General features: G+C 63.9%; 21 protein-coding genes. 14 read left to right on the top strand and 7 right to left on the bottom strand.

From position 1 onward, the window contains the following. Nucleotides 1-6: 6 nt before the first annotated feature. Nucleotides 7-879: a glutathione-dependent disulfide-bond oxidoreductase gene (gene yghU, locus D0Z70_RS08785; RefSeq protein ID WP_119745441.1), complete on the bottom strand. Its 873-nt coding sequence runs from the start codon at nucleotides 877-879 to the stop codon at nucleotides 7-9. Nucleotides 880-1,174: 295 nt separating this feature from the next. Between yghU and groES the strand changes: the two genes are divergently transcribed. The 3 genes from groES (at nucleotide 1,175) to D0Z70_RS25330 (ending at nucleotide 3,742) form a co-directional block, all read left to right on the top strand. Then, a complete protein-coding gene (gene groES, locus D0Z70_RS08780; protein ID WP_119745439.1) occupies nucleotides 1,175-1,462 on the top strand; it encodes a co-chaperone GroES in 288 nt (95 codons plus the stop codon). Between the two features lie 50 nt (nucleotides 1,463-1,512). Then, a complete protein-coding gene (gene groL / locus D0Z70_RS08775) occupies nucleotides 1,513-3,159 on the top strand; it encodes a chaperonin GroEL (protein WP_119745437.1) in 1,647 nt (548 codons plus the stop codon). Between the two features lie 112 nt (nucleotides 3,160-3,271). Further along, entirely contained in the window at nucleotides 3,272-3,742 is a 471-nt protein-coding gene (locus tag D0Z70_RS25330; RefSeq protein WP_239018864.1) for an excalibur calcium-binding domain-containing protein, read from the top strand. On the opposite strand, the gene D0Z70_RS08765 is transcribed toward D0Z70_RS25330, so the two are convergent. Next, nucleotides 3,739-4,422 (bottom strand): GNAT family N-acetyltransferase, encoded by a 684-nt coding sequence (locus tag D0Z70_RS08765; protein WP_119745433.1) that lies wholly within the window; start codon nucleotides 4,420-4,422, stop codon nucleotides 3,739-3,741. The genes D0Z70_RS25330 and D0Z70_RS08765 overlap by 4 nt on opposite strands. A gap of 174 nt (nucleotides 4,423-4,596) precedes the next feature. Between D0Z70_RS08765 and D0Z70_RS08760 the strand changes: the two genes are divergently transcribed. Further along, nucleotides 4,597-6,567, top strand: coding sequence for a putative bifunctional diguanylate cyclase/phosphodiesterase (locus tag D0Z70_RS08760; protein WP_119745431.1), 1,971 nt, complete (start codon nucleotides 4,597-4,599; stop codon nucleotides 6,565-6,567). A 21-nt stretch (nucleotides 6,568-6,588) separates the two neighbouring features. On the opposite strand, the gene D0Z70_RS08755 is transcribed toward D0Z70_RS08760, so the two are convergent. Beyond that, on the bottom strand, nucleotides 6,589-7,551 hold the full coding sequence (locus D0Z70_RS08755) for a crotonase/enoyl-CoA hydratase family protein (RefSeq protein ID WP_239018863.1): 963 nt from the start codon (nucleotides 7,549-7,551) through the stop codon (nucleotides 6,589-6,591). Between the two features lie 237 nt (nucleotides 7,552-7,788). Between D0Z70_RS08755 and D0Z70_RS08750 the strand changes: the two genes are divergently transcribed. Further along, complete coding sequence (locus D0Z70_RS08750) at nucleotides 7,789-7,968, top strand: hypothetical protein (protein WP_119745427.1); 180 nt, start codon at nucleotides 7,789-7,791, stop codon at nucleotides 7,966-7,968. 39 nt (nucleotides 7,969-8,007) lie between these two features. Next, nucleotides 8,008-9,138, top strand: a complete 1,131-nt coding sequence (gene tgt / locus D0Z70_RS08745; RefSeq protein ID WP_119745424.1) for a tRNA guanosine(34) transglycosylase Tgt — start codon at nucleotides 8,008-8,010, stop codon at nucleotides 9,136-9,138. Between the two features lie 119 nt (nucleotides 9,139-9,257). Here the strand turns inward: tgt and D0Z70_RS08740 are convergent, their stop codons facing one another. Both D0Z70_RS08740 and D0Z70_RS25325 read right to left on the bottom strand, forming a co-directional pair. Beyond that, the gene (locus D0Z70_RS08740; RefSeq protein WP_119745707.1) at nucleotides 9,258-10,769 is read right to left on the bottom strand and encodes a sensor histidine kinase; all 1,512 of its coding nucleotides are present in this window, start codon (nucleotides 10,767-10,769) and stop codon (nucleotides 9,258-9,260) included. 103 nt (nucleotides 10,770-10,872) lie between these two features. After that, nucleotides 10,873-11,331 (bottom strand): NepR family anti-sigma factor, encoded by a 459-nt coding sequence (locus D0Z70_RS25325; protein WP_239018862.1) that lies wholly within the window; start codon nucleotides 11,329-11,331, stop codon nucleotides 10,873-10,875. Between the two features lie 85 nt (nucleotides 11,332-11,416). On the opposite strand from D0Z70_RS25325, the gene D0Z70_RS08730 reads away from it, so the two are divergent. The 4 genes from D0Z70_RS08730 to D0Z70_RS08720 all read left to right on the top strand — a co-directional run bounded on the left by D0Z70_RS08730 (nucleotide 11,417) and on the right by D0Z70_RS08720 (nucleotide 13,672). After that, on the top strand, nucleotides 11,417-12,208 hold the full coding sequence (locus D0Z70_RS08730) for a response regulator (protein WP_119745703.1): 792 nt from the start codon (nucleotides 11,417-11,419) through the stop codon (nucleotides 12,206-12,208). A gap of 81 nt (nucleotides 12,209-12,289) precedes the next feature. Then, on the top strand, nucleotides 12,290-12,421 hold the full coding sequence (locus D0Z70_RS25650; protein WP_275402210.1) for a hypothetical protein: 132 nt from the start codon (nucleotides 12,290-12,292) through the stop codon (nucleotides 12,419-12,421). Nucleotides 12,422-12,540: 119 nt separating this feature from the next. Further along, on the top strand, nucleotides 12,541-13,203 hold the full coding sequence (locus tag D0Z70_RS08725) for a sigma-70 family RNA polymerase sigma factor (protein WP_119745701.1): 663 nt from the start codon (nucleotides 12,541-12,543) through the stop codon (nucleotides 13,201-13,203). A gap of 208 nt (nucleotides 13,204-13,411) precedes the next feature. Further along, nucleotides 13,412-13,672 (top strand): hypothetical protein, encoded by a 261-nt coding sequence (locus D0Z70_RS08720; protein ID WP_119745422.1) that lies wholly within the window; start codon nucleotides 13,412-13,414, stop codon nucleotides 13,670-13,672. Here D0Z70_RS08720 and D0Z70_RS08715 read toward each other — a convergent pair whose 3' ends face one another. Next, on the bottom strand, nucleotides 13,673-14,266 hold the full coding sequence (locus D0Z70_RS08715) for a hypothetical protein (protein ID WP_119745420.1): 594 nt from the start codon (nucleotides 14,264-14,266) through the stop codon (nucleotides 13,673-13,675). Nucleotides 14,267-14,450: 184 nt separating this feature from the next. Between D0Z70_RS08715 and D0Z70_RS08710 the strand changes: the two genes are divergently transcribed. From D0Z70_RS08710 to D0Z70_RS08695, 4 genes are read left to right on the top strand one after another with little or no spacing between them, the layout of a single operon-like run. Continuing rightward, on the top strand, nucleotides 14,451-15,839 hold the full coding sequence (locus tag D0Z70_RS08710; RefSeq protein ID WP_119745418.1) for a TIGR03013 family XrtA/PEP-CTERM system glycosyltransferase: 1,389 nt from the start codon (nucleotides 14,451-14,453) through the stop codon (nucleotides 15,837-15,839). A 10-nt stretch (nucleotides 15,840-15,849) separates the two neighbouring features. Next, entirely contained in the window at nucleotides 15,850-17,922 is a 2,073-nt protein-coding gene (prsK, locus tag D0Z70_RS08705) for an XrtA/PEP-CTERM system histidine kinase PrsK (RefSeq protein ID WP_119745416.1), read from the top strand. Further along, entirely contained in the window at nucleotides 17,922-19,286 is a 1,365-nt protein-coding gene (prsR, locus tag D0Z70_RS08700) for a PEP-CTERM-box response regulator transcription factor (protein WP_119745414.1), read from the top strand. Before prsK ends, prsR begins: the two co-directional genes overlap by 1 nt. Then, a complete protein-coding gene (locus tag D0Z70_RS08695) occupies nucleotides 19,283-21,319 on the top strand; it encodes a tetratricopeptide repeat protein (RefSeq protein WP_119745412.1) in 2,037 nt (678 codons plus the stop codon). The genes prsR and D0Z70_RS08695 overlap by 4 nt, the downstream gene beginning before the upstream one ends. On the opposite strand, the gene D0Z70_RS08690 is transcribed toward D0Z70_RS08695, so the two are convergent. Then, complete coding sequence (locus D0Z70_RS08690; protein ID WP_119745410.1) at nucleotides 21,314-21,922, bottom strand: LysE family translocator; 609 nt, start codon at nucleotides 21,920-21,922, stop codon at nucleotides 21,314-21,316. The genes D0Z70_RS08695 and D0Z70_RS08690 overlap by 6 nt on opposite strands. Nucleotides 21,923-21,940: the final 18 nt, after the last annotated feature.

Below are 21,940 nucleotides of genomic sequence, written 5' to 3'. Positions count from 1 at the left end.
GGGGCGTCAAACCGCCCCCTCGACCTTGTCCTGCGTCTTTGCGGCAAAGTCGCCGGCATCGTGGCGCTCATGCAATTGGCCGTCGAGCGGGCCGTTGACCTTGTTGACCTTGCGCCCGCGCGTCACCGCCGGGCGGGCGTCGATCTGCCGCGCCCAACGCAACAGGTTGGTGTAGCTGCCCGCGTTCAGAAATTCCGCCGCGTCATAGGCGCGGCCCAGCACGACGCCGCCATACCAGGGCCAGATGGCGATGTCGGCGATGCTATATTCGTCGCCCGCGACATAGTCATTGTCCGCCAGATGCCGGTCCAGCACGTCGAGCTGGCGCTTCACTTCCATCGTGTAGCGGTTGATCGGATATTCATATTTTTCCGGGGCATAAGCGTAGAAATGGCCAAAGCCGCCGCCCAGCAAAGGGGCGCTGCCCATCTGCCAGAACAGCCAGCTGAGCGCGGCTGTCAGCTTGGCGGGATCGGTCGGCAGGAAGGCGCCGAACTTTTCGGCCAGATACAGCAGGATCGCGCCGGATTCGAACACGCGCTGCGGCGGGGACACGCTATGGTCCATCAATGCGGGGATCTTGCTGTTGGGATTGACCGCCACGAAGCCGCTGGAAAACTGGTCGCCATCGCCGATCCTGATCAGCCAGGCGTCATATTCGGCCGCGCTGAACCCCGCCTCCAGCAATTCCTCCAGCAGGATCGTGACCTTCTGCCCATTGGGCGTGGCCAGCGAGTAGAGCTGGAGCGGATGCTGCCCCACCGGCAGATCCTTTTCATGGGTGGCACCCGCGATCGGCCGATTGATATTGGCGAACTGGCCGCCATTGGCCTTGTCCCATGTCCAGACGGCAGGCGGGGTATAGGTTGGATCGCTCATTGGGGGAGAGGCCTCTCGTGGATGCTGATCCGCGTCAGGTAGGAAGCGCCCCGCCGCACCGCAACGGCGCTGAGGGATGTCGCACGGAAAATCATCGGTCGCGAAAAAATGCGCATGGAAGGTCTTGACCGATCTTTCGGTTGCGCCATATCAAGCCGCGCTAGCACTCTCCTTCAATGAGTGCTAACAGCGACGCAGTTTATCGGGAGAAGGATAAGGCGAGGGCGGTTTTCGGGGGATTCATCCCCGGATCGCGCGCCGGACCCATCCCAAACAGAAGGGAAAGGCAATCAACATGGCATTTCGTCCATTGCACGACCGTGTTCTCGTCCGCCGCATCGAAGCGGAAGCAAAGACCGCCGGTGGCATCATCATCCCCGACACCGCCAAGGAAAAGCCGCAGGAAGGCGAAATCGTCTCCGTCGGCACCGGCTCGAAGGCCGAAGATGGCAAGGTGACCCCGCTCGACGTCAAGGCTGGCGACCGCATCCTGTTCGGCAAATGGTCCGGCACCGAAGTCAAGGTCGACGGTGAAGACCTGCTGATCATGAAGGAATCGGACATTCTGGGCGTCGTCGCCTAAGTCGTTCGTTTTCCTGACTATTCCCATTTGCAAGAAAGAGGGTTTTTCCCATGGCTGCAAAAGACGTAAAATTTTCCCGCGACGCTCGTGAGCGCATTCTGCGCGGTGTTGATATCCTGGCCGACGCGGTCAAGGTGACTCTGGGGCCAAAGGGCCGCAACGTCGTCATCGACAAGAGCTTCGGCGCCCCCCGTATCACCAAGGACGGCGTCAGCGTCGCCAAGGAAATCGAACTCAAGGACAAGTTCGAGAATATGGGCGCCCAGATGGTGCGCGAAGTCGCTTCCAAGACCAACGACATTGCTGGCGACGGCACGACCACTGCGACCGTATTGGCGCAGGCGATCGTTCGTGAAGGCATGAAGTCGGTTGCCGCCGGCATGAACCCGATGGATCTGAAGCGCGGCATCGATCTGGCCGTTATCAAGGTTGTCGAGGATCTCAAGGCCCGTTCCAAGCCCGTCGCTGGGACCAAGGAAATCGCCCAGGTCGGCATCATCTCGGCCAATGGCGACACCGTGGTTGGCGAAAAGATCGCCGAAGCCATGGAGCGCGTGGGCAAGGAAGGCGTGATCACGGTTGAAGAAGCCAAGGGTCTCGAATTCGAGCTGGACGTCGTCGAAGGTATGCAGTTCGACCGCGGCTATCTGTCGCCCTATTTCGTGACGAACCCGGAAAAGATGGCTGTAGAGCTGGCTGATCCGTACATTCTGATCCACGAAAAGAAGCTCAGCAACCTCCAGTCGATCCTGCCGATCCTCGAAGCAGTCGTTCAGTCGGGTCGTCCCCTGCTGATCATCGCTGAAGATATCGAAGGCGAAGCGCTGGCGACCCTGGTCGTCAACAAGCTGCGCGGTGGCCTGAAGGTCGCAGCGGTCAAGGCGCCCGGCTTTGGCGATCGTCGCAAGGCGATGCTGGAAGATATCGCTGTCCTGACCAAGGGCGAAGTGATTTCCGAAGATCTGGGCATCAAGCTGGAGAACGTCACGCTGGCGATGCTCGGCACCGCCAAGCGCGTCACCATCGACAAGGACAACACCGTCATCGTCGATGGCGCTGGCGACCATGACTCGATCAAGGGCCGTACCGAGCAGATCCGTCAGCAGATCGAGAACACCACCTCGGACTATGATAAGGAAAAGCTGCAGGAACGTCTGGCCAAGCTCGCTGGCGGCGTGGCCGTCATCAAGGTTGGCGGCGCTTCGGAAGTCGAAGTCAAGGAACGCAAGGACCGCGTCGACGACGCGCTGCACGCCACCCGTGCGGCCGTTGAAGAAGGCATCGTCCCTGGCGGCGGCACCGCTCTCCTCTATGCCACCAAGGCTTTGGCCGGCATGAAGGGCGCGAATGACGACCAGACCCGTGGTATCGACATCATCCGCAAGGCGATCGAAGCGCCGCTGCGCCAGATCGCCCAGAATGCGGGCGTTGACGGTGCCGTGGTTGCCGGCAACCTGCTGCGCGAAAATGACGAGACCCGTGGCTTCAACGCCGCGACCGACGTCTATGAAAACCTGGTGGAAGCCGGCGTGATCGACCCGACCAAGGTCGTTCGTGCGGCTCTGCAGGACGCGGCCTCGGTCGCCGGCCTGCTGATCACCACCGAAGCTGCCATTTCGGAAATGCCCGCCGACGACAAGTCGCCAATGGGTATGCCCGGCGGCGGCATGGGCGGCATGGGCGGCATGGACTTCTAAGTCCAACGCTCTTGTTACGAAAAGAAGAGGCCGGTGGAGCGATCCACCGGCCTTTTTCTTATGAGCAACGCGAAGCAACCGGCTGTTTACCGATTGCCGCTAACCAATGGTCATGAGTTTCAAAAAGCCTTTCCGTGCCGTCCCGGTGCAGCTCAGCCCCGCCTACCGCGCCCAGCAGCAGCGTGAGTCTCGTAAGGCATCGGCGCTGCTTCTGCTCGCTGTTTTCGCGGTCGGGCTGGTAGCCGCGCTATCGCTCCATTGGTTGCGTAGCGAACCTGCCGCCCCGCTGCCGCCAGAGCCAGCCATGATTGAGGCACCGATCGGGATGCCGGAACCGGTCGTGCGCGAACGGCCGATGAGTGCCGCGGAACTGGACGCGCAACAGCCCTCGGCTGGGGGCGGTCATGCTATCGCGCGGGTCGAACGTGGGATCGTCCGTAGTCAGGCGACGGCCACCGTCTTTCGGGATTGCCGCGCGGCATGGGCGGCTGGCGCTGCGCCGATCTATCGCGGGCAGCCCGGCTATGATGTCAGCATGGATGGCGATCTGGACGGCATAGCCTGCGAGCCGGTCAGGCGTTAGCCGGATCGCCGCACCAGCACGGCCATCGGCAACTCTGCCCGCACCGCAAAGCCCAGCGTCTCGTAGAGCGCGATCGTCCGGTCATGGGCGGCATAGGCGTGCAGGAAAGGCGTCTCGCCCCGCTCCAGCATCGCCTGCATGACGATCCGCATCAGAGCGGCCGCGAGGCCTCGCCCGCGAAAATCGGGATGGGTGCAGACGCCGCTGACCTCGGTAAAGCCGGGCAGGCACATCCGTTCGCCGGCCATCGCGACCAGTTGCCCATGGTCGCGCACGCCGATGAAGCGGCCGAGCCGATGGGTGAGGGGATGGAACGGGCCGGGCCGGGTCAATAGCGCCAGCGCGCGCATTTCTTCCGCGTCCGCTTCGCCCAGGACGATCCACTCATATGGCGGTGCCGGGGCATGGCTGACCGTTGTTGCGACCATCTGCGCCAACGTCGCGGCGCGCGCGATCGTCATGCCCGGCGGGGCGACCGCCACATCCTGCCCGACCAGCCACATTTCGCTATCGTCGGTTGCCAGCGATGCCAGCGCGATCAGGCTGTCCGGGCCGTCATCTCTGGTCGCTGCAAAAGGACCATAGGCGGGATCGAGCCGCATCGCCTGGCTATCCCCCTGCGCCAACGCCGCCCAGCCGCTGCGCAGCGTATGCCAGACGGGACGATCAAGCGGGTGCATCGGGCAAACTCCAGGCTATGGGGCAGGATGGGGCTGCCATATCAGCCCGACCGGTCGGTTCAAGCCGGGCAGCCCTTCGGCTTGCGCTGTTGTAAAATTAACCAAAAAATAAAGGGAAAATGCGACACCGGGTCTGGGAACCGGAGACCCGCCAATTTGCGCGCTTTGAGGACATTGTTGGAAAAGCGCAGGGCGCAGCAAACGGGGCAGGACGCCGACGTGCGGCGCAGCCTTGTCGAATCCCTTTATGCGTCTCCTGCATCTCTGACCATTGGCGCTGCCACCGGCACTGCCGTGGGCATCGTCATCAGCAGCATGAGCGACTTTCCGGCGATCCACGCGGTCGTGATCGCAATCTGCGTGGTTGCCACTCTCCGTGTTATTTCCGCTATTTTCTTCCATCGCCAGCTTGTACGCGGCACTGCTGTTGCCTCGCGCAACTGGGAACTGGCCTATGAACTGGGCGCCTGGGCCTATGCCGGGCTGCTGGGTTTGATGGGTTTCGTGACCCTGATCGGATCGGCCAATCCGGTCATCCACATGCTCAGCGTGTCGATGGCGACGGGCTATGCAGGCGGCATCTCCGGCCGCAATGCAGGGCGCGTCCAGATCGCCATCGGGCAGGTGTGCCTGGCCCTGCTGCCAACCGCGACCGGGCTATGGATGGAAGGATCGACCGGCTATCGTGTCCTGTCGGTCGCTATGGTCGCCATGGTGCTGGGTCTGGCGGAAATCAGCTCGACCACCCATCGCATCGTCGTCCAGGCGTTGATCGGCAAGCGTGACAAGTCGCTGCTCGCGGAAAAATTCGAGCGACTCGCCCGCTTCGACAGTCTGACAGGCCTTGAAAACCGCATGGCGATGCAGATGCGGCTGCGCGAGATTTTTGAAAATAGTCAGAAGCGCAACGATGCCGTCGCCATCCTGTGGATGGACATTGACCGGTTCAAGGAAATCAATGATTCGCTGGGCCATATGGTCGGTGACCAGTTGCTGCGCGCGGTGGCGGAGCGGCTGGACGAGGTCGTGCAGGGGCGCGGCCGGATCGCGCGCTTTGGCGGCGATGAATTTGTCATCATCTGCGCCGATACGGACCGGGTGACGGCGGCGGCGATCGCGCAGGAAATCATCAGCTATTTTGCCCATGGCTTCGACCTGTCGGACAATCATCTCCAGGTGACCGCGTCCATCGGCTTTGCCGTTGCGCCGCAGGACGGGCGCGACATGGACGAGCTGATGCAACATGCCGATCTGGCGCTCTACGAAGCCAAGCGGGAAGGGCGTAACCGCGCGTCCAGCTTCAACTGGTCGCTCAAGGAACGCTTCAATCGCGTCCATGAGATCGAAACCGGGCTGCGCCGGGCGCTGGAGACGAATGAACTCAAATTGCTGTTCCAGCCGATCGTCGATCTGGAAAGCGGCCATATCGACGCGTGCGAGGCGCTGCTGCGCTGGGATCATCCGGTGCTGGGACCGATTTCGCCCGGCGAATTTATCCCGATCGCCGAAGGCATGGGCATGATCGAGGCGATGACCGGCTGGGTGCTGCGCGAAGCCTGCATCGCCGCGGCCTCCTGGCCTGGCGAAGTCCGCATCGCCATCAACGTGTCACCTGCCTCATTGAAGTCGCACGACCTGCCCGGCAACGTCATCGCCGCGCTGCTCGAAACGGGCCTGCCCGCGCGGCGGCTGGAGCTGGAAGTCACCGAATCCATTTTCCTGGACGATAGCGGCCAGACCAATGCGATCCTGCGTGAATTGCAGCGGATCGGGTTGCGGCTGGCGCTCGATGATTTCGGCACCGGCTACAGCTCGCTATCCTATCTGCGCTCCTACCGGTTCGACACGCTCAAGGTGGACCAGAGCTTCATGGCCGGGGTCAGCTCCAATGCGGAGGATCGCGCGATCGTGCGCGCCATCGGCAACCTTGCCCGTGATCTGGCGATGGACACGGTGGCGGAGGGGATCGAGACGACGGACCAGCTACGCCACGCCCGCGACGCCGGCTTTACCAATGTGCAGGGCTATTTGTTCAGCCGTCCGGTGACGAGCGAGCGGATCGCCGAAATGATCGCCGACGGCCCATTGGAAGGGGGCGAACGCCCCGATCCCGTCATCCACAAACGGCGTCGGCGGCAGGCCTGACCTGCCCACCCTCGCTGCGTTTCAGCGCAAGCGGGTTTGCGCCGCCGCCAGCCGCCGCATCATCCGGAGGTCGCGGTCGGAAAGGGACAGGGCTGTATCGGTCCATGTCTCGACAATGTCGGTCAGTTCGGCCAGCGTCAGCGGATTGACCCGCCGCCCGGCCCGGTTGATGCCGACATAACCGGCATGATGGGCGCTATGGTCGGCAATCCATCTGGCGGTCGCGGCTTCACCCTCGCCCGGATCGACGACCTGCGCGACAATGCCCATTTCGCACATTTCGTCCGCGCTGTAGATTCGCCCCTCGGTAATCATCTCGCGCGCCAGCACGGGGCCGACCCGCCGTGACAGCACCGAATAGGCGCCCATGCCGGGGAAGAGGCCGAACAGGACTTCGGGCAGGCCGAACTTGGCCTGCCGCTCGGCGATGATGACGTCGAAGCACATTAGCGCCTCCAGCCCGCCGCCCAGCGCGTCGCCCTGTGCCAGTCCGATATTGATGATGTTCATGTCGTTGCAGTGCCAGATGCGGTCGACAATCTCGCAGCAGGCGACGCCATAGCTGAGCAGGGTAGCGCGGTCGCGGCGCTGGATGCACTCGGCGAACATTTCCAGATCGCCGCCCAGATTGAATACGCCGGGGAAGCGCGACCCCAGCACCATGAATTTGAGCGCGCCATCGCGACCGCTGCCGTCGGCGCCGCCATAGACGCGCTTGCTCTCCCTCTGCCATGCCATCGTATCGCGAATCAGGCCCAGATTGGAATTGGGCCGGTCATGCGGGGTCATGAAGGCCCACAGGGTTGCCAGTTCCTCGTCCCAGCGCACATCGATCTGGCCCAGGTCGAAAAGGGTGGAGCGGTCCGTCGGAACCGCGATTTCCGCTACGGAAAAGGCTGGTTGATCGGTGTCAGGCGCAAAATGCTCCTCACCAGCCGTCTCGACCACGTCTCTTGTCGGATTAAACCGTCCTGAATCAATCATCTGCGTCCCCGTTTTTCTATTCCGACTGAACAGAACAGGCTCGCATGGAGGATGCAATCAACCCCCCGCCGGTGAACAGCCCGTTAACTATTTTTGTAGGGAACTGTTGCAAACGCGTCGTCACAAATTGGCCCAAATGAGACTCCTTGTTGCGGATATGCAACAAAACGCCCGTCCTTGGCTATTCTCGATCGTCGCTCAGGGCTTTGTTAACCTTTATTAATTAGCCATAGGCAGATGAACGACCGCGATCAGGACTCCAAATTTGTCACGCTGGCCCTCCATGATTCAGCGGGCACGGCATGGCCATTGCGCCTGTCGGCGGACTGCCTGCGCTTCATCGGTCCCTATCGCCGCGTCGAAGGCTTCAACATCGACGCGCTGATGCTGTTTGAAGGCGTGCGCAAGGCGGGGTGAACCCTTGTGCCTGCGCCCGTTCGATCATAAACGGCGCGCGTGACCCAGACCCGTTTTTCCTTCTCGATCGCCGCGACTGACGGCAAGGCGCGCACCGGCGCGATCCAGATGCAGCGCGGCGAGATCCGCACGCCCGCCTTCATGCCGGTCGGCACCGCCGCCACGGTCAAGGCGATGCGCCCGGCCGAAGTGCGCGCGACCGGGGCCGACATCATATTGGGCAATACCTATCATCTGATGCTGCGTCCCGGCGCGGAGCGCATGGCGCGGCTGGGCGGCCTGCATGGTTTCATGGGCTGGGACCGGCCGATCCTGACCGACAGTGGCGGCTATCAGGTGATGAGCCTGTCGGAACTGACCAAGATGAGCGAACAGGGCGTCGCTTTTTCCAGTCATATCGACGGGTCCAAGCATATGCTGACCCCCGAACGGTCGATGGAAATCCAGCGGCTGCTGGACAGCGACATTGTGATGGCGTTCGACGAATGCACCAAAAATGGCTGCACCCATGATGAGGCGGCGCGGTCGATGGAGCGATCGATGCGCTGGGCCAGGCGCTCGCGCGACGGTTTTGATGCAGGCGGCGACCATGCGGAACGCGCGGCCTTGTTCGGCATCCAGCAGGGATCGCTGGACAAAGGTTTAAGGCAGCAATCCGCGCAGCAACTGATCGACATCGGCTTTGATGGCTATGCCGTCGGCGGTCTGGCCGTGGGGGAGGGGCAGGAGGCGATGTTCGCTACCCTCGATTTCGCGCCGGACATGCTGCCGCAGGACAAGCCGCGCTACCTGATGGGCGTGGGCAAGCCCGACGATATTGTCGGCGCGGTCGAACGCGGCATCGACATGTTCGATTGCGTGCTGCCCACCCGGTCGGGGCGCAACGGGCAGGCCTTCACCTGGGCCGGACCGCTCAACATCCGCAATGCGCGCTTTGCCGAAGATACCGGCCCGCTCGATCCGCGCTGCACCTGCCCGGTCTGCGCGACCTGGGGGCGGGCCTATCTGCATCATCTGGTGAAAGCCGGAGAGATGCTGGGCGCGATGCTGATGACCCAGCATAATATCCATTTCTACCAATCGCTGATGCAGGCGATCCGCGACAGCATCGCTGCCGGGCAATTCGCTACATTCGCCTCCGATTTCCGCCGGGATTATCAGCGCGCTTGAGCCTGATGATTTTGGCGTGAAAGCCCCAACCTCCGTTCGTTTCGAGCGAAGTCGAGAAACTGCGCGCTACCGTTTCTCGACTTCGCTCGAAACGAACGGGGGGAAGTGAGGGTCGTGCCTCAGGGAATGACGCTGATCTCGATGGTGTAGCCGCCCGCTTCCGCATCATGGTCCAGCGGCGCGCGTAGCTGGCGCGACAGGCCGGTCAATACCCGGCCATAGCGTTCGGCCAGATGGATGGTCATCGCCTCCGACGCGCGCAGGCCGCTCGACCGCACGCTCAGCAGCGCGCGATTGTCGCGATCCGCCACGCCCCGCACCGCAATCCGCATCGCGCCATGAGGGTCGAGCATCATCGCCAGTTCTACCAGTTCAGTCAGCAGAAAGGCGATCGGCACGGCGACATCCTGACTGATGTGCAGGTCGTCCGCGTCGATCTGAATGCCAAAGCGCCGGGCCTGTGTCGGGGCCGTAGCGCGCAGGCTGGCGGACAATTCGCTGATCAGCGGACGCACGCCGACGCCGCGATTATCCTCCAGCTCGGCGAAATGATTGCGATGGACGACGGATAGCGCATCGACCCGCCGCTGGATCGAGGCATAGGCCTCCACCGCTTCGGGATCATGCGCGGACCGGGCGTGCAGGTTGATGAGGCTGGCGATAATCTGGAGGTTATTCTTGACCCGGTGATGCACTTCACGGGTCAGTTTGCGCTGGGTTTCCAGCCCCTGTGCCATTTCCGCTTCATGGGTGGCGACATCTTCGCTGATCTCGCGGAAGGTTTCGCCCAGCGCGACGATCTCCTGCGCTGGCGTCCGGACTTTTTGCAGCGGCTCCAGCACTTCGCCCGGATGATAGGCCGCAACCGACCGGCGCAGTAGCACCAGCGGGCGGATCAACAGGCGATTGACGACAAACCAGCCGACCGCCGCCGCCGCAAACCACATGACCAGCGGCAGGAAGAGCGAGAGCATACGGGCGATGGTCGCTGGCGGATCACGCACGCTCATGGTCAGCACGATGTCAGGCGGGTCGAGGCGGGCCGACAGGCTGCTGCTATGGCCGCTGATCGGCGGGCCGCCGGGACGGCTGATCACCATCCGCGCGTCACCCTGCCGCAGGGTCAGTTGCCGGTTTTGCAGCGCGGTGGCGGGATCGGCGACGCTTTCGAGATGGGCGCGCGAATAATAGGCAAAGCCTACCAGCGCGCCGTTACGGCTGCGCACCCGGCTCACCAGAAATTGCGACGCAGGCAGCAGCTGCGCGTCCTTGCCTTCGAAACGCTCGGCGATGGCGATGCCCGCGGGTTCCGGGACCGGCGATCCGCACAGGCGCTCGCCGCGCCGGTCGTAAATGTAAAAATGCCCGCCATCGCGGTCATGCGAGGTCAGGAAAAGCTCCAGCCGCTGGCAGATGCCCGTCTCGCCGCCGGGGCTGGCAAGGGCGTTGACGGTCAGTTCCAACGCCGTCCGGTCCGATTGCAGATCGGCGGTCAGCTTGCGCGCGCTCTGCGTCACCGCAACGCGCAGCAGGGCTTCCTTTTCAAGGTCGGCGGTGCGGATGGCCTGGAGCGAGGCGACGAGCGCGATCAGCCCCAACGGCAGGAGTGCCAGCGTCAGGATGAGGAACATCTTGACACCGGTTGACCGGAAAAATCCAGCAAGCGGCACGCCCGGCGATCGGGCGGTCCCGGTGCGGGCGGCCGGAGGAAGGCTGCCCCCGTTCATGACTGTATCAGTCCAGCTTGCTCAGCAGATCGAGCATTTCGGAGGGGATATCTTCATCCACAGCGCGTTGGTAGACGGTGCGCAGCGCCTGGGACACATGGCCATCTTCTTTGGGGGCGGCACGGCGCTTGCGGGGTGACGAAGCGGCATGAGGGCCGCTGTCCGGGCTGGCAACGCCATCCGGCTTACCCCCTCCCGCCGCATTACGTTCCGTCGATGAAGAAACCAAAATCAGCCCCTCTGAAGCAATATCTGACACGCCAGCCTGCCCGTATTTGCGGGATTCTTGCAGGACGTCAATTCGTCGTCCCGCGCGATTGATACAAAATTCACGATAAAATCGAAAAATCCATATGGCTGCGAAACAAATCTCGTCATTGATGGTTCCGGCGAATGAAGCATTTTTTATGCAGCCGCGCTTTTGGCGATGTTTGGGGGACAGGGGTTGCCATGACGGCAGGGACATTCCATCCTTTCACATGCCACACCTCTATGCCGGCACCGATGCTTCGGAACATTACGCCCCTTATGGGCAGGGAGAAGATTTGACGATGTCGCTTGGACAGCAATTGCACCCCCATCTTCCGTTCCTGCGGCGCTATGCCCGCGCGTTGACCGGCAGCCAGGCGCATGGCGACGCCTATGTCCGCGCCGCGCTGGAGGCGATCGTCGCCGCGCCGGAGGAGTTTCCATCCGACGTCGATCCTCGTCTGGGCCTCTATCGCACCTTCCATGCCATCTGGTCCTCCTCCCATCTGGAGGATATTCCGGTGACGTCGGGCGGCAGCCGCGAAGCGATCGCGCAGGCGCGGCTTGCGCGCCTGACCCCGCTGCCGCGTCAGGCTCTGCTCCTGACCGCGCTGGAAGGCTTCACGGTTGATGATGTCGCCTATCTGATCGACATGGACAGCGCCGATGTTGAAGCGCTGGTCGAGGAAGCGCTGGGCGAAATTGAGGCGCAGACCCGCGCCAAGGTGCTGATTATCGAGGATGAGCCGATCATCGCGATGGACATTGAAACCATCGTCCGTGATCTGGGCCATGATGTGACCGCCATCGCCGTGACGGCGGAGGATGCGGTGCGTGAAGCGCTCGCCGACCGTCCGGGGCTGGTACTGGCCGACATTCAGCTGGCCGACGACAGCAGCGGCATCGACGCGGTGAAAGATATCCTGGCTGAATTTTCGGTGCCGGTGATCTTCATCACCGCCTTCCCCGAACGCCTGCTGACCGGCGAACGGCCAGAGCCGACCTTCCTGATCACCAAGCCGTTCCAGCGGTCGACCGTCAAGGCGGCGATTTCGCAGGCGCTGTTCTTTGACGAGGCAACTGCGCCTGCCTGACCGGCAGGGCGTTAATAACCAACTGGTGGAACTCCCGATCGTCGCTGGCGTTAATGATGCGTAACGATCGGGAGATGGGCCATGGTTGATCCTGAACAGCATATCACGACCGATGACGCGCGTGGCGGATCGACGGAGCATGTCGTGCGCTATGTGCTGGGCATTTCGCTCACGCTGGCCGTGATCGCGATGCTCTTCGTTCTCTGGCGCTGACGGCACGGATTGCGGGAACTGGTTTTTGACGGCACATGATTTAGGATGCGGGCGCATTTATGGCTTTGACGATGTCGGTTCATGGGATGAGGACGGCAACCACCAAGGGGGACCTGCCCATGTCTGATGACGTTGGCGACAGCGATGACCTGACCGAGATTGTGCCGGCGGAAGAGCGTGCGCCGCTTTCGGATACGGATTTCAAGCGCGAACTGGCAGCGGTGATCCCGCACCTTCGCGCCTTTGGCCGTTCGCTGTCGGGCAACCGCGATACCGCGGACGATCTGGTGCAGGAAACCCTGCTCAAGGCCTGGGCCGCGCGGCAGCGCTTTCAGGCCGGCACTAACATGCGTGCCTGGACCTTCATCATCCTGCGCAATCATTATCTCTCGCAAATGCGCCGTTCGCGCTTTCGCGGCGATTGGGACGACCTGACCGCAGATCGCATCCTCGCGGCACCTGCATCGCAGGACAAGCATGTCGAACTCAGCGACATGCAACGCGCCCTGCTGCAACTGCCCCAGCCCCAGCGCGAGGCGCTGATCCTGGTCGGCGCGGGGGGCTTTGCCTATGAGGAAGCTGCCGAGATTTGCGGCGTGGCCGTCGGCACGATCAAGAGCCGGGTGGCCCGCGGTCGCGCGGCGCTCGAACAAATACTCGAAAGCGGCGACCTGCCGTCGCGCCGCAGCCAGGTGACGACCGAAACAGCCGTGCTGGACGAGATTATGGACGATGTCGACCGGCTCAGCCGTGGCCGTGATCATGGCCCGCTGGAGGATTAAGAGTTTGTTTTCGAAATGCGCGAAAGAGCGCATTTCGGTTACCGCACCGGCCCACACCCCACCCCACCGCCCATTCAGGATACACTCTGTGGGCGGTCGGATCGCGGTGTGGGCCGGTGCGGATGTACCTAAGGCGCATTTTCAAACAGACTCTAACCGGAACGATTGGCCCGCTTTGCCCGTTATTGCTCCATCAAGGAGACGCAATATGGGCAATGACCCCACAGGGCGGGACGATCCGCCGGTTCATGTCACCATCGTCGAGCGATCGCGTGGCAGCGGCGTGGTGTTTGCGCTGGTTGCGCTGGCACTGATCCTGGCCATCGGCTTTTTCTACCTGACCAACGATCGCCGCGACGACCGTCAGGCGGAAGCCATCACCGGGGCTGCGCAGTCGGTCGACGATGCGGCCAAAATGGTTGGCGACGCGGCCAAGGACGCCGCCGACAAGCTGCGCGACACAAAATGATCAATAGCGGCGCGATACGCTGACGCCATAGAGCGGCTGGAGCGCGCAATCGTCGGGCGCGCGACCATAGGCGGCCTTGTCCATGCAGGCCGCCGCCGACGCGAAATTTGCCGCGATTGCGGCCCGCGCCATGCCCATACCGCCATCCAGCGCCGATCCTTCGCCTTTCACCGTCGTCGCGATCGTCCGGTCCAACAAGATTTGCTGATTGTCGATGCGGATCAATTGATAACGCAGCGTCGCGGTTGTTTCCTTGCTCGCGACCAGAAAGCTTGCGGGCGAATCAAGCCCTTGCCATGTCGCCACCAGCCGCACCCGCGCCTCTCCGTCGCTGGGTGCCAGCAGGTTCATCTGCTCCAGCGTTTCGCGCAGCCCCTTGTGCAGGCGGCCGGGTGGCGCGGCCTTGAACCGGACGATCGCCGTGATCCCTTCGACATCCGCCATCGCCACGCGATGATAGAGCGGATGGTCGCGCGCCACCGGGATGGGCTTTTCCGGCGCGAAGGGCAGGCCGATCGCTACCAGCGGGACATCGGGGGAGGGGGCCGCGCCGATCAGGGCAAAGGCGGCGATGGAAAGCAGAAGCGGGCGCATGACCGCCAGTCTGGCGCAGGACGCTTTAAGAGCCGATAATTGCCATGGCTAATCACCCGTTGACGTCGATTGGCGCGCAGATTCAGGATTTCTTTGCCATTTTCGGGCAGGGTATAGCCCTGTCGGATTTTCTTACAGCCATTGTAAGGGCGGGTCCGACACCACCAGGACCGATAGTGCGACCATGATCAGGCTGTTCAAACATTATGTGCCGCACGCCGTGCTGCTGCTGGGGCTGCTCGATTTCGTGCTACTGCTTTGCGCGGCGGAAGGGGGCTGGATCTTGCGCGCGCGCCAGATCGGCATGGATATCGAACATGTCATGACCCGCATGGGGCCACTGCTCAGCTTCGCTTTCGCGATCCAGACCGGCATGATCGCGGTCGGCGTCTATGGCACTGAAGCGCTGCAATCGATCCGATTCGCCTTTGCCCGGCTGCTGGTCGCCGTGTCGCTCGGCGTCATCTTTCTCTCCGTCCTCTATTTCCTGTTGCCCGGCATGACATTGTGGCGTTCCAATTCGCTCTACGCGATGGGGCTGGCCATGGCCTTACTGCTGGCGGTCCGTCTGCTGCTCGGTTCGATGCTGGGTGGCGAAGCGTTCAAGCGGCGGCTGGTCGTGCTGGGCGCGGGCAATCGCGCCGACCGTATACGCGAACTGGAAAAGAAGAAGGGCGCTGGCTATCTGGTCGTCGGCTATATCGCCATGAATGACGGGCCGCAGGTGGTGCAGGAAGCGATCAACCGCAGCGCCATTTATAATCTGTCCGATTTCGTTGTCCGCCTGAATGCCAGCGAAGTGGTGCTGGCGCTGGAGGAGCGGCGCAACGCTGTCCCCATGTCCGATCTGCTGCGGATCAAGACCACCGGCGTCCATGTCAACGACCTGTCGACCTTTCTGGAGCGGGAGACGGGCCGTGTCGACCTGGCCAGCGTCAATCCCAGCTGGCTGATCTTTTCCGACGGCTTTTCCGCAGGTCGCCGCATATCGAGTTTTGCCAAGCGGCTGTTCGACATCGTCGCCAGCGCCCTGCTGCTGGCGCTGACCGGCCCCGTCATCCTGATCGCGGCGATATTGGTGAAGCTCGACAGCAAGGGACCGGCTTTCTACCGGCAGCAGCGTGTCGGCCTGTTCGGCCAGGAATTCTGGATCGTGAAGCTGCGTACCATGCGGACCGACGCGGAAGTCGATGGTCAGGCGGTCTGGGCTGAAAAGGATGATCCGCGCATCACCCGCCTTGGCTATTGGCTGCGCAAGTTGCGGATCGATGAATTGCCGCAGACCTGGACCGTGCTGAAAGGTGAAATGAGCTTTGTCGGCCCGCGCCCCGAACGCCGCCAGTTCGTCGAGGATCTGGAACAGCATCTGCGCTATTATGCCGAACGTCATATGGTGAAGCCCGGCATCACCGGCTGGGCGCAGATCAACTACCCCTATGGCGCGTCGATCGAGGATGCCCGGCACAAGCTGGAATATGATCTGTATTACGCAAAAAATTACACGCCTTTCCTGGACCTGCTGATCCTGATCCAGACGGTGCGGGTCGTCCTCTGGCCCGACGGCGCGCGCTGAGGCGCACTCTATGGGCACGCTGCTTCAATTTGTCGGCGACTGGGGCCATGCGCTGGCCGCCGTGCTGTTCGCGGCGCTGGGCATCTTCATCCTGCGGCGGCGGGACGAGGCGGCCGAACCCCGGATGCTGGCGGTCGCGCTGCTGCTCACCAGCTGTTGGGCGCTTTACGTGTCCTTTGGCGGCGTTTCCAAACCGCTGACCGGTATCGGCGAAAGTATCCGCAATGCCGCCTGGCTGCTGACCATGTTCGTCATGCTGCGGCGCGGGCCGGTGGGCCGGGCCGGGCCGATCCTGGCGATCAGCGCGCTTTATGCCGCGGTTGCCGGGCTGATCCTGCTGCAGACATCGACCGACCTGGTCTGGCGGCAATTGTCGCCCGACAGTGACCTGCATCGCGCGCTGGTCAATGTGTCGCTGGTGCTGCGGATGATGACCGCGATCGGCAGCCTGCTGCTGGTCCATCATCTCTACACCGCCTGGCCCTCGCGTGAGCGGGGCGGGGTGGCGCTGCTGCTCGGCGCGCTGGCGGCGATGTGGACCTATGACCTTAATCTCTACTTGCTCTGCTATTTCGCGCCGACCCGCGTGAGCGAACTCTACGCCCTGCGCGGCCTGCTGATGGCGCTGCTCGCCCCGGTCATCGCGGTGGGTATGCGCAAGGATATGGCCGGGCGGCTGCAACTCTCGCGCACCCTGACCTTTCAGTCGCTCTCGCTCTTTGCCGTTGCGCTCTACGTCATCGTCCTGACTGCGGCCGCCATATTGGTCGAACTCATCGCAGGCCCCTACGCCCGCGTGGTGGAGATTGGCGCGGTGTTCTTCACCGCGGTCACCGCGCTGGTGCTGCTGCCATCGCCGCAGATGCGCGCGCTGTGGAAGGTGCAGGTCGCCAAGCATTTCTTCCAGCACCGCTATGATTATCGCACCGAATGGATGCGCTTTGGCGATACGATCGGTCGCCCCGGCGAGGATGCCGCGCCCTTGGGCGAGCGGGTGGCCAAGGCCGTGGCCGACATCACCGATTCCCCCGCCGCCATGCTGTTGCTGCGCGACGAACAGGGTGGGCTGACGTTCGAGACCCACTGGAACTGGGACGGAGACCTGCCTGATAGTGCTGCGCTGGCCTCCGAAACGGCGGCCGCATGGGAACAGAGCGGCTGGATCATCGACCTTGGCAAGCCCAGGACCGGGGAGACGGCGCTGCATCTGCCTGACTGGATGGTGCAGGACAGGCGCGGTTGGGCGCTGGTGCCGCTCGTTCATTATGGCCGCCTGATCGCCGCGATCCTGCTTGCCCGCCCGCCGATCGACCGGCGGCTCGACTGGGAGGATTTCGACATGCTGCGCGCCGCCGGACGGCAGGCGGCGACCTATATCAGCGAGGCGCAGGGTCAGCAGGCGCTGGACGATGCGCAGCGGTTCGAGGAATTCAACCGCCGCTTCGCATTCATCATCCATGACGTCAAAAATCTGGTGAGCCAGCTCTCGCTGCTCGCCCGCAATGCGCAGCGCCATGCCGACAACCCGGATTTTCGTGCCGACATGATCCTGACGCTCCAGGAATCGGTCGGCAAGATGAACGATATGCTCGCTCGCCTGTCGCAGCATAATAAGGGGCGGGCGGAGGAGCCGCGCCCGCTGTCGTTGCGCGACATGGCCGATCAGGTCGCCCGTACCCGCGCCCGTCAGCATCCCGTCGAGGTGCGCGGCACCGCCCCGCTGGCGCTGGCCGATCCGGCGCGGGTCGAACAAATCCTCACTCACCTGCTCCAGAACGCCATCGACGCCAGCGCGCCAGACAGCCCGGTCGAACTGCGCCTGTCCGCCGATGCCAGCGACGTGCTGGTGGAGATTATCGATCATGGCCGGGGCATGAGCGCGGAATATATCCGCCGCGACCTGTTCAAGCCCTTTTCCTCCAGCAAGGCGGGCGGCTTTGGCATTGGCGCGTTCGAGGCGCGCGCGCTGGCCCAGGCCATGGGCGGGCGGATCGACGTTGAAAGCAAGATCGGCGTCGGCAGCCGCTTCACCCTGCGCCTGCCGCTGGCCCCCCGGATCGACCAAAAAGAGAAAGCCGCCTGATGAGCGACACGCGCCCCAAATTGCTGATCGTCGAGGATGATCCGGGTCTCCAGCGCCAGTTGCGCTGGGCCTATGAGGATTATCAGCTGTTCATCGCGGGCGACCGGGACGAGGCGATCGAGATGCTGCGCGCGGAAACGCCCGATGTCGTAACGCTGGACCTTGGCCTGCCGCCAGACCCGGACGGCACCAGCGAGGGCTTTGCCACGCTGGCCGAGATATTGCGGATCAAGCCCGATACCAAAGTCATCGTCGCGTCGGGCCATGGCGCGCGTGAAAGTGCGCTCGATGCGATCGCTGGCGGGGCCTATGATTTTTACCAGAAGCCGGTCGACATCGACGAACTGGGCATGATCGTCCGCCGCGCTTTCCATGTTCATGCGCTGGAGCAGGAAAATGCGCGGCTTGCCGACACCGCGCCGGAAGATGGCCGGGTGCTGGGCCGCCTGATCAGCGCCGCGCCGGAAATGATGAAGGTCGCCCGCACCATCGAACGGGTCGCCAGTGCGCAGGTCTCGGTCCTGCTGCTGGGCGCCAGCGGCACCGGCAAGGAGTTGCTGGCGCAGGGGCTGCACGATGCCAGCCCGCGCCGGAACGGGGCCTTCGTCGCGATCAATTGCGCGGCGATCCCTGAGACGCTGCTGGAATCCGAACTGTTCGGCCATGAAAAGGGCGCGTTCACCGGCGCGATCAAGATGACGCCGGGCAAGATCGAACAGGCGCAGGGCGGCACCCTGTTCCTCGATGAAGTGGGCGACATTCCGCTGGCGCTTCAGGTCAAATTGCTGCGCTTTTTGCAGGAGCGCTCGATCGAGCGGGTCGGCGGTCGCGCCTCGATTGCCGTCGATACCCGCATCGTCTGCGCCACCCACCAGAATCTGGAGGAGATGATCGCAGCCGGCAGCTTCCGCGAGGATCTTTACTATCGCCTGGCCGAAATCGTCATCCGCATCCCTACGCTGAAGGATAGGCCTGGCGACCCGGCGCTGCTGGCGCGCCATTTCCTGACCCGTTTCGCGCGGGATATGAACCCTGGGGTCAAGGGGCTGGCCCCCGATGCACTCGCGGCGCTCGACGCCTGGACCTGGCCGGGCAATGTGCGCGAACTGGAAAATCGCATGAAGCGCGCAGTCATCATGGCCGATGGCAAGCTGGTGACCGCCGCCGATCTTGATCTGGACGAGGAGCGAGCGGCGGGCGGCGAAGTCGTGAACCTGAAGGCTGCGCGTGAAATGGCCGACCGTCGCGCCATCCGCCGCGCCATCGCCCGCACCGACGGCAATATATCGGGCGCGGCCAAGATATTGGGGATCAGCCGCCCGACCCTCTACGACTTGCTCAAACAATATCAGATGCAGGCATGAGCCGGACCCGCATCCTTCTGATCGCTGGAATCGTCGTCCTGCTGCTGGGCGTGGCGGGCCTGTGGCAATGGCGCGCGCATGAGCGCGATGGCAGCGCTGCGCTGGCACGCGGGTTGGCAGCGCTCGATAAGGGGGACGCCCGCACGGCGCGGATCGAGCTGATGAACGCGATCAAGGGCGCGCCGCGATCCGTGGTGGCGCGGGAGGCGCAGGCGCGGGCGCTGGTGGAACTGGGCGATGGCGCGGGGGCGCAGGCAGAAGCGGAGCGCGCGCGGGCTTTGGGCGCGCCGCCGTCGCAGACCCGCGCGGTCATGGCGCAGGCGCTGTTGTTGCAGGGGGATGCCGTTGCTGCGCTCAGGGAAGCGCGCGCGTCTGATGTTCCCGACACTGACATGGACATAGTTGCGCGGGTTGCAGCGCGGGCTGCCATGGCGCAGGGGGATATGCGCGCGGCGCAAAATGCGCTGGCCAGCGCTCTGTCGATCGCGCCGAATGATGCGGAAAATTGGGTTGAGCTTGGCCGCTTCCGGCTGACGACCGGTGATCAGGCGGGGGCGATTGCTGCGGCTGACCGGGCCGTTGCTTTGAACCCTGCCGATGCCAAGGCGCTGACGCTGCGCGGTGAACTGACCCGCGCCCAATATGGCCTGACCGCATCGCTGCCCTGGTTCGACCGTGCGCTGGCGGTTCGCCCCGATTCGATCCCGACGATGGAGCAATATGCCGCGACGCTGGCCGATGCCGGATCGGCGGGCGCGATGCTGAGCCTCACTCGCCGCATATTGGCGCTAGAACCCGCCAATGCGCGGGCGTGGATGATGCAGGCAGTGATGGCGGCCCGCGCGGGCAAGGCTGATCTGGCCCGCACGTTGCTCGATCGCACGCAGGGGCGGCTGGACGATGAACCGGCGACTCGGCTGCTGCGCGGCGTGCTGAATTTGCAGGAGGGCAATGCCGTTTTGGCCGCGCAAGCGCTGGCCCCGCTGGTCGCGGCCCAGCCCGACAATCGCACCGCCCGCACCCTGCTGGCGCGGGCGCAATATCTGACCGGCGATTATGCCGGTGCGGCGACGCTGCTGGCCCCGGTCGTCGCCCAGCGCGACGCCGATCCCTATGTGCTGACGCTGGCCGCCCGCGCGCAGGAGGGGTTGGGCAATCGGGCGATGGCCGCCGACATGCTCGCCCGTGCCGCCTGGCCGGTGCGTGCCGCTGCCGATCCCTTCGCCAGTCCGCGCGATGCGATGCTGGCCGATGGGCCGCCGCCCGCCAATGCCGCGACCGCGCGCGACAATATTCCCTATATCCGCGCCCTGCTCAGCAGTGGCCGTACCGGTGACGCCCTCACCCGCGCTGAGGCGCTCCGCCGCGCCAATCCGGGTGCGCCCGATGCCTGGCTGATTGCGGGCGATGCGCTTGGCGCTGCGGGTCGCCCCGCCGACGCCGCGCGCGCTTATGAGGCCGCCGCCAATATCCGTTTCGATCGCGCCGCTGCCATGCGCCTTGCGGCCGCCTGGGGGCAGGCAGGCAATGCCGTGCGGGCGGCACAGGTCGTGCAATTGTTCCTGACCCAGCACCCCAATGACGCCGAAGCCCAGCGCCTGGCCGCCGCGATCGCGATGCAGCGGCAGGACTGGCGCGCCGCGCTGCGCCTGTTGCAGGCGGTGCGGGCGCAGACCGGGGATGGCGACGCGGTGCTGATGGCCGACCTCGCCCGTGCCGCGCTGGAAACCGGCGATCCCGCTGCCGCGCGCGCCTATGCCGCCCACGCCTATCGCCTGATGCCCGCCAACCCGATGACAGCCGACATCTATGGCTGGACGCTATTGCGGACCGGAGAGAAGGGACCGGCAGCGGTCAATCTGCTGGAAAAGGCGGTGGCGCTTGCACCGGGGCATCCCGTGCTGCAACTCCATCTGGGGCAGGCCTATGCCGCCGCCGGGCGCAAGGGCGAGGCGAAGCTGGCGCTGGGTCGGGCCGCGGCGATGAATTTTACCGGACGGCAGGAAGCGGTGGACGCGCTGGCGGCGCTATAGGCCCGTGGACAGCAGGAACCAGCCTGCCACGCCGACCAATCCCACAGCCATAATCCTGCGGACCAGCCGGGTCCGCGCAGGATCGCCCAGCCAGCGATGCGCGCCCGCGCCCAGCAGGATGATGACGATGTGGATAGCCGTGGCAATGCTGACACTGATCATGGTCAACATCATGGCGATCGGGAAAGTCAGCTTGCCATCGGGCAGGAAGGGCGGGGCGATCAGTACATAAAAGAGAAATGCCTTTGGATTCAAAAGGTTGATCATTGCGCCGGTTGCGAACTGACGAGCGAGACCGGCCTGTTGCCGCGCGGTCGGGCTGGAGGGCGCAGCGTCTCGCCACGCATCGGCCGCCAGCCAGAGCATCAATGCTGCCCCGGCCCAGCGCAGCATCGTCCATAACCAGGGTGTCGTGGACAGGATGACGGCCAGCCCCGCTGCCGCCAGCAGCCCGTTGATCGCCAGACCCAGCGTCGTGCCCAGCGCAGCCGCCAGCCCCATTCGCCGTCCCCGCGTCGCGGCCAGCATGGCGAGCCACGCCATGTTCGGTCCCGGCGTCAGTTCGATGACCAGCACGGTCAGGGCAAAGCCCATCCAGTCCATCAGCGGGCTTTGGTCATG

Source organism: Sphingobium terrigena, from assembly GCF_003591655.1.
In the GTDB taxonomy this organism is placed as follows: Bacteria; Pseudomonadota; Alphaproteobacteria; order Sphingomonadales; family Sphingomonadaceae; genus Sphingobium; species Sphingobium terrigena.
Note: the sequence above shows the minus strand (reverse complement) of the source record. Positions and strands in the feature narration are given on the sequence as shown.

Coding starts and splice junctions, on each gene's coding strand:
- D0Z70_RS25325 (WP_239018862.1), bottom strand. CDS start 11,331: ATGTCCCTGCCGTCATGGCAACCCCTGTCCCCCAAACATCGCCAAAAG.
- D0Z70_RS08730 (WP_119745703.1), top strand. CDS start 11,417: ATGTCGCTTGGACAGCAATTGCACCCCCATCTTCCGTTCCTGCGGCGC.
- D0Z70_RS25330 (WP_239018864.1), top strand. CDS start 3,272: ATGAGTTTCAAAAAGCCTTTCCGTGCCGTCCCGGTGCAGCTCAGCCCC.
- groL (WP_119745437.1), top strand. CDS start 1,513: ATGGCTGCAAAAGACGTAAAATTTTCCCGCGACGCTCGTGAGCGCATT.
- groES (WP_119745439.1), top strand. CDS start 1,175: ATGGCATTTCGTCCATTGCACGACCGTGTTCTCGTCCGCCGCATCGAA.
- D0Z70_RS08720 (WP_119745422.1), top strand. CDS start 13,412: ATGGGCAATGACCCCACAGGGCGGGACGATCCGCCGGTTCATGTCACC.
- prsK (WP_119745416.1), top strand. CDS start 15,850: ATGGGCACGCTGCTTCAATTTGTCGGCGACTGGGGCCATGCGCTGGCC.
- D0Z70_RS08740 (WP_119745707.1), bottom strand. CDS start 10,769: ATGTTCCTCATCCTGACGCTGGCACTCCTGCCGTTGGGGCTGATCGCG.
- D0Z70_RS08765 (WP_119745433.1), bottom strand. CDS start 4,422: ATGCACCCGCTTGATCGTCCCGTCTGGCATACGCTGCGCAGCGGCTGG.
- yghU (WP_119745441.1), bottom strand. CDS start 879: ATGAGCGATCCAACCTATACCCCGCCTGCCGTCTGGACATGGGACAAG.
- D0Z70_RS08710 (WP_119745418.1), top strand. CDS start 14,451: ATGATCAGGCTGTTCAAACATTATGTGCCGCACGCCGTGCTGCTGCTG.
- D0Z70_RS08725 (WP_119745701.1), top strand. CDS start 12,541: ATGTCTGATGACGTTGGCGACAGCGATGACCTGACCGAGATTGTGCCG.
- D0Z70_RS08750 (WP_119745427.1), top strand. CDS start 7,789: ATGAACGACCGCGATCAGGACTCCAAATTTGTCACGCTGGCCCTCCAT.
- D0Z70_RS08690 (WP_119745410.1), bottom strand. CDS start 21,922: ATGGACTGGATGGGCTTTGCCCTGACCGTGCTGGTCATCGAACTGACG.
- D0Z70_RS25650 (WP_275402210.1), top strand. CDS start 12,290: ATGGTTGATCCTGAACAGCATATCACGACCGATGACGCGCGTGGCGGA.
- D0Z70_RS08715 (WP_119745420.1), bottom strand. CDS start 14,266: ATGCGCCCGCTTCTGCTTTCCATCGCCGCCTTTGCCCTGATCGGCGCG.
- D0Z70_RS08695 (WP_119745412.1), top strand. CDS start 19,283: ATGAGCCGGACCCGCATCCTTCTGATCGCTGGAATCGTCGTCCTGCTG.
- D0Z70_RS08755 (WP_239018863.1), bottom strand. CDS start 7,551: ATGATTGATTCAGGACGGTTTAATCCGACAAGAGACGTGGTCGAGACG.
- prsR (WP_119745414.1), top strand. CDS start 17,922: ATGAGCGACACGCGCCCCAAATTGCTGATCGTCGAGGATGATCCGGGT.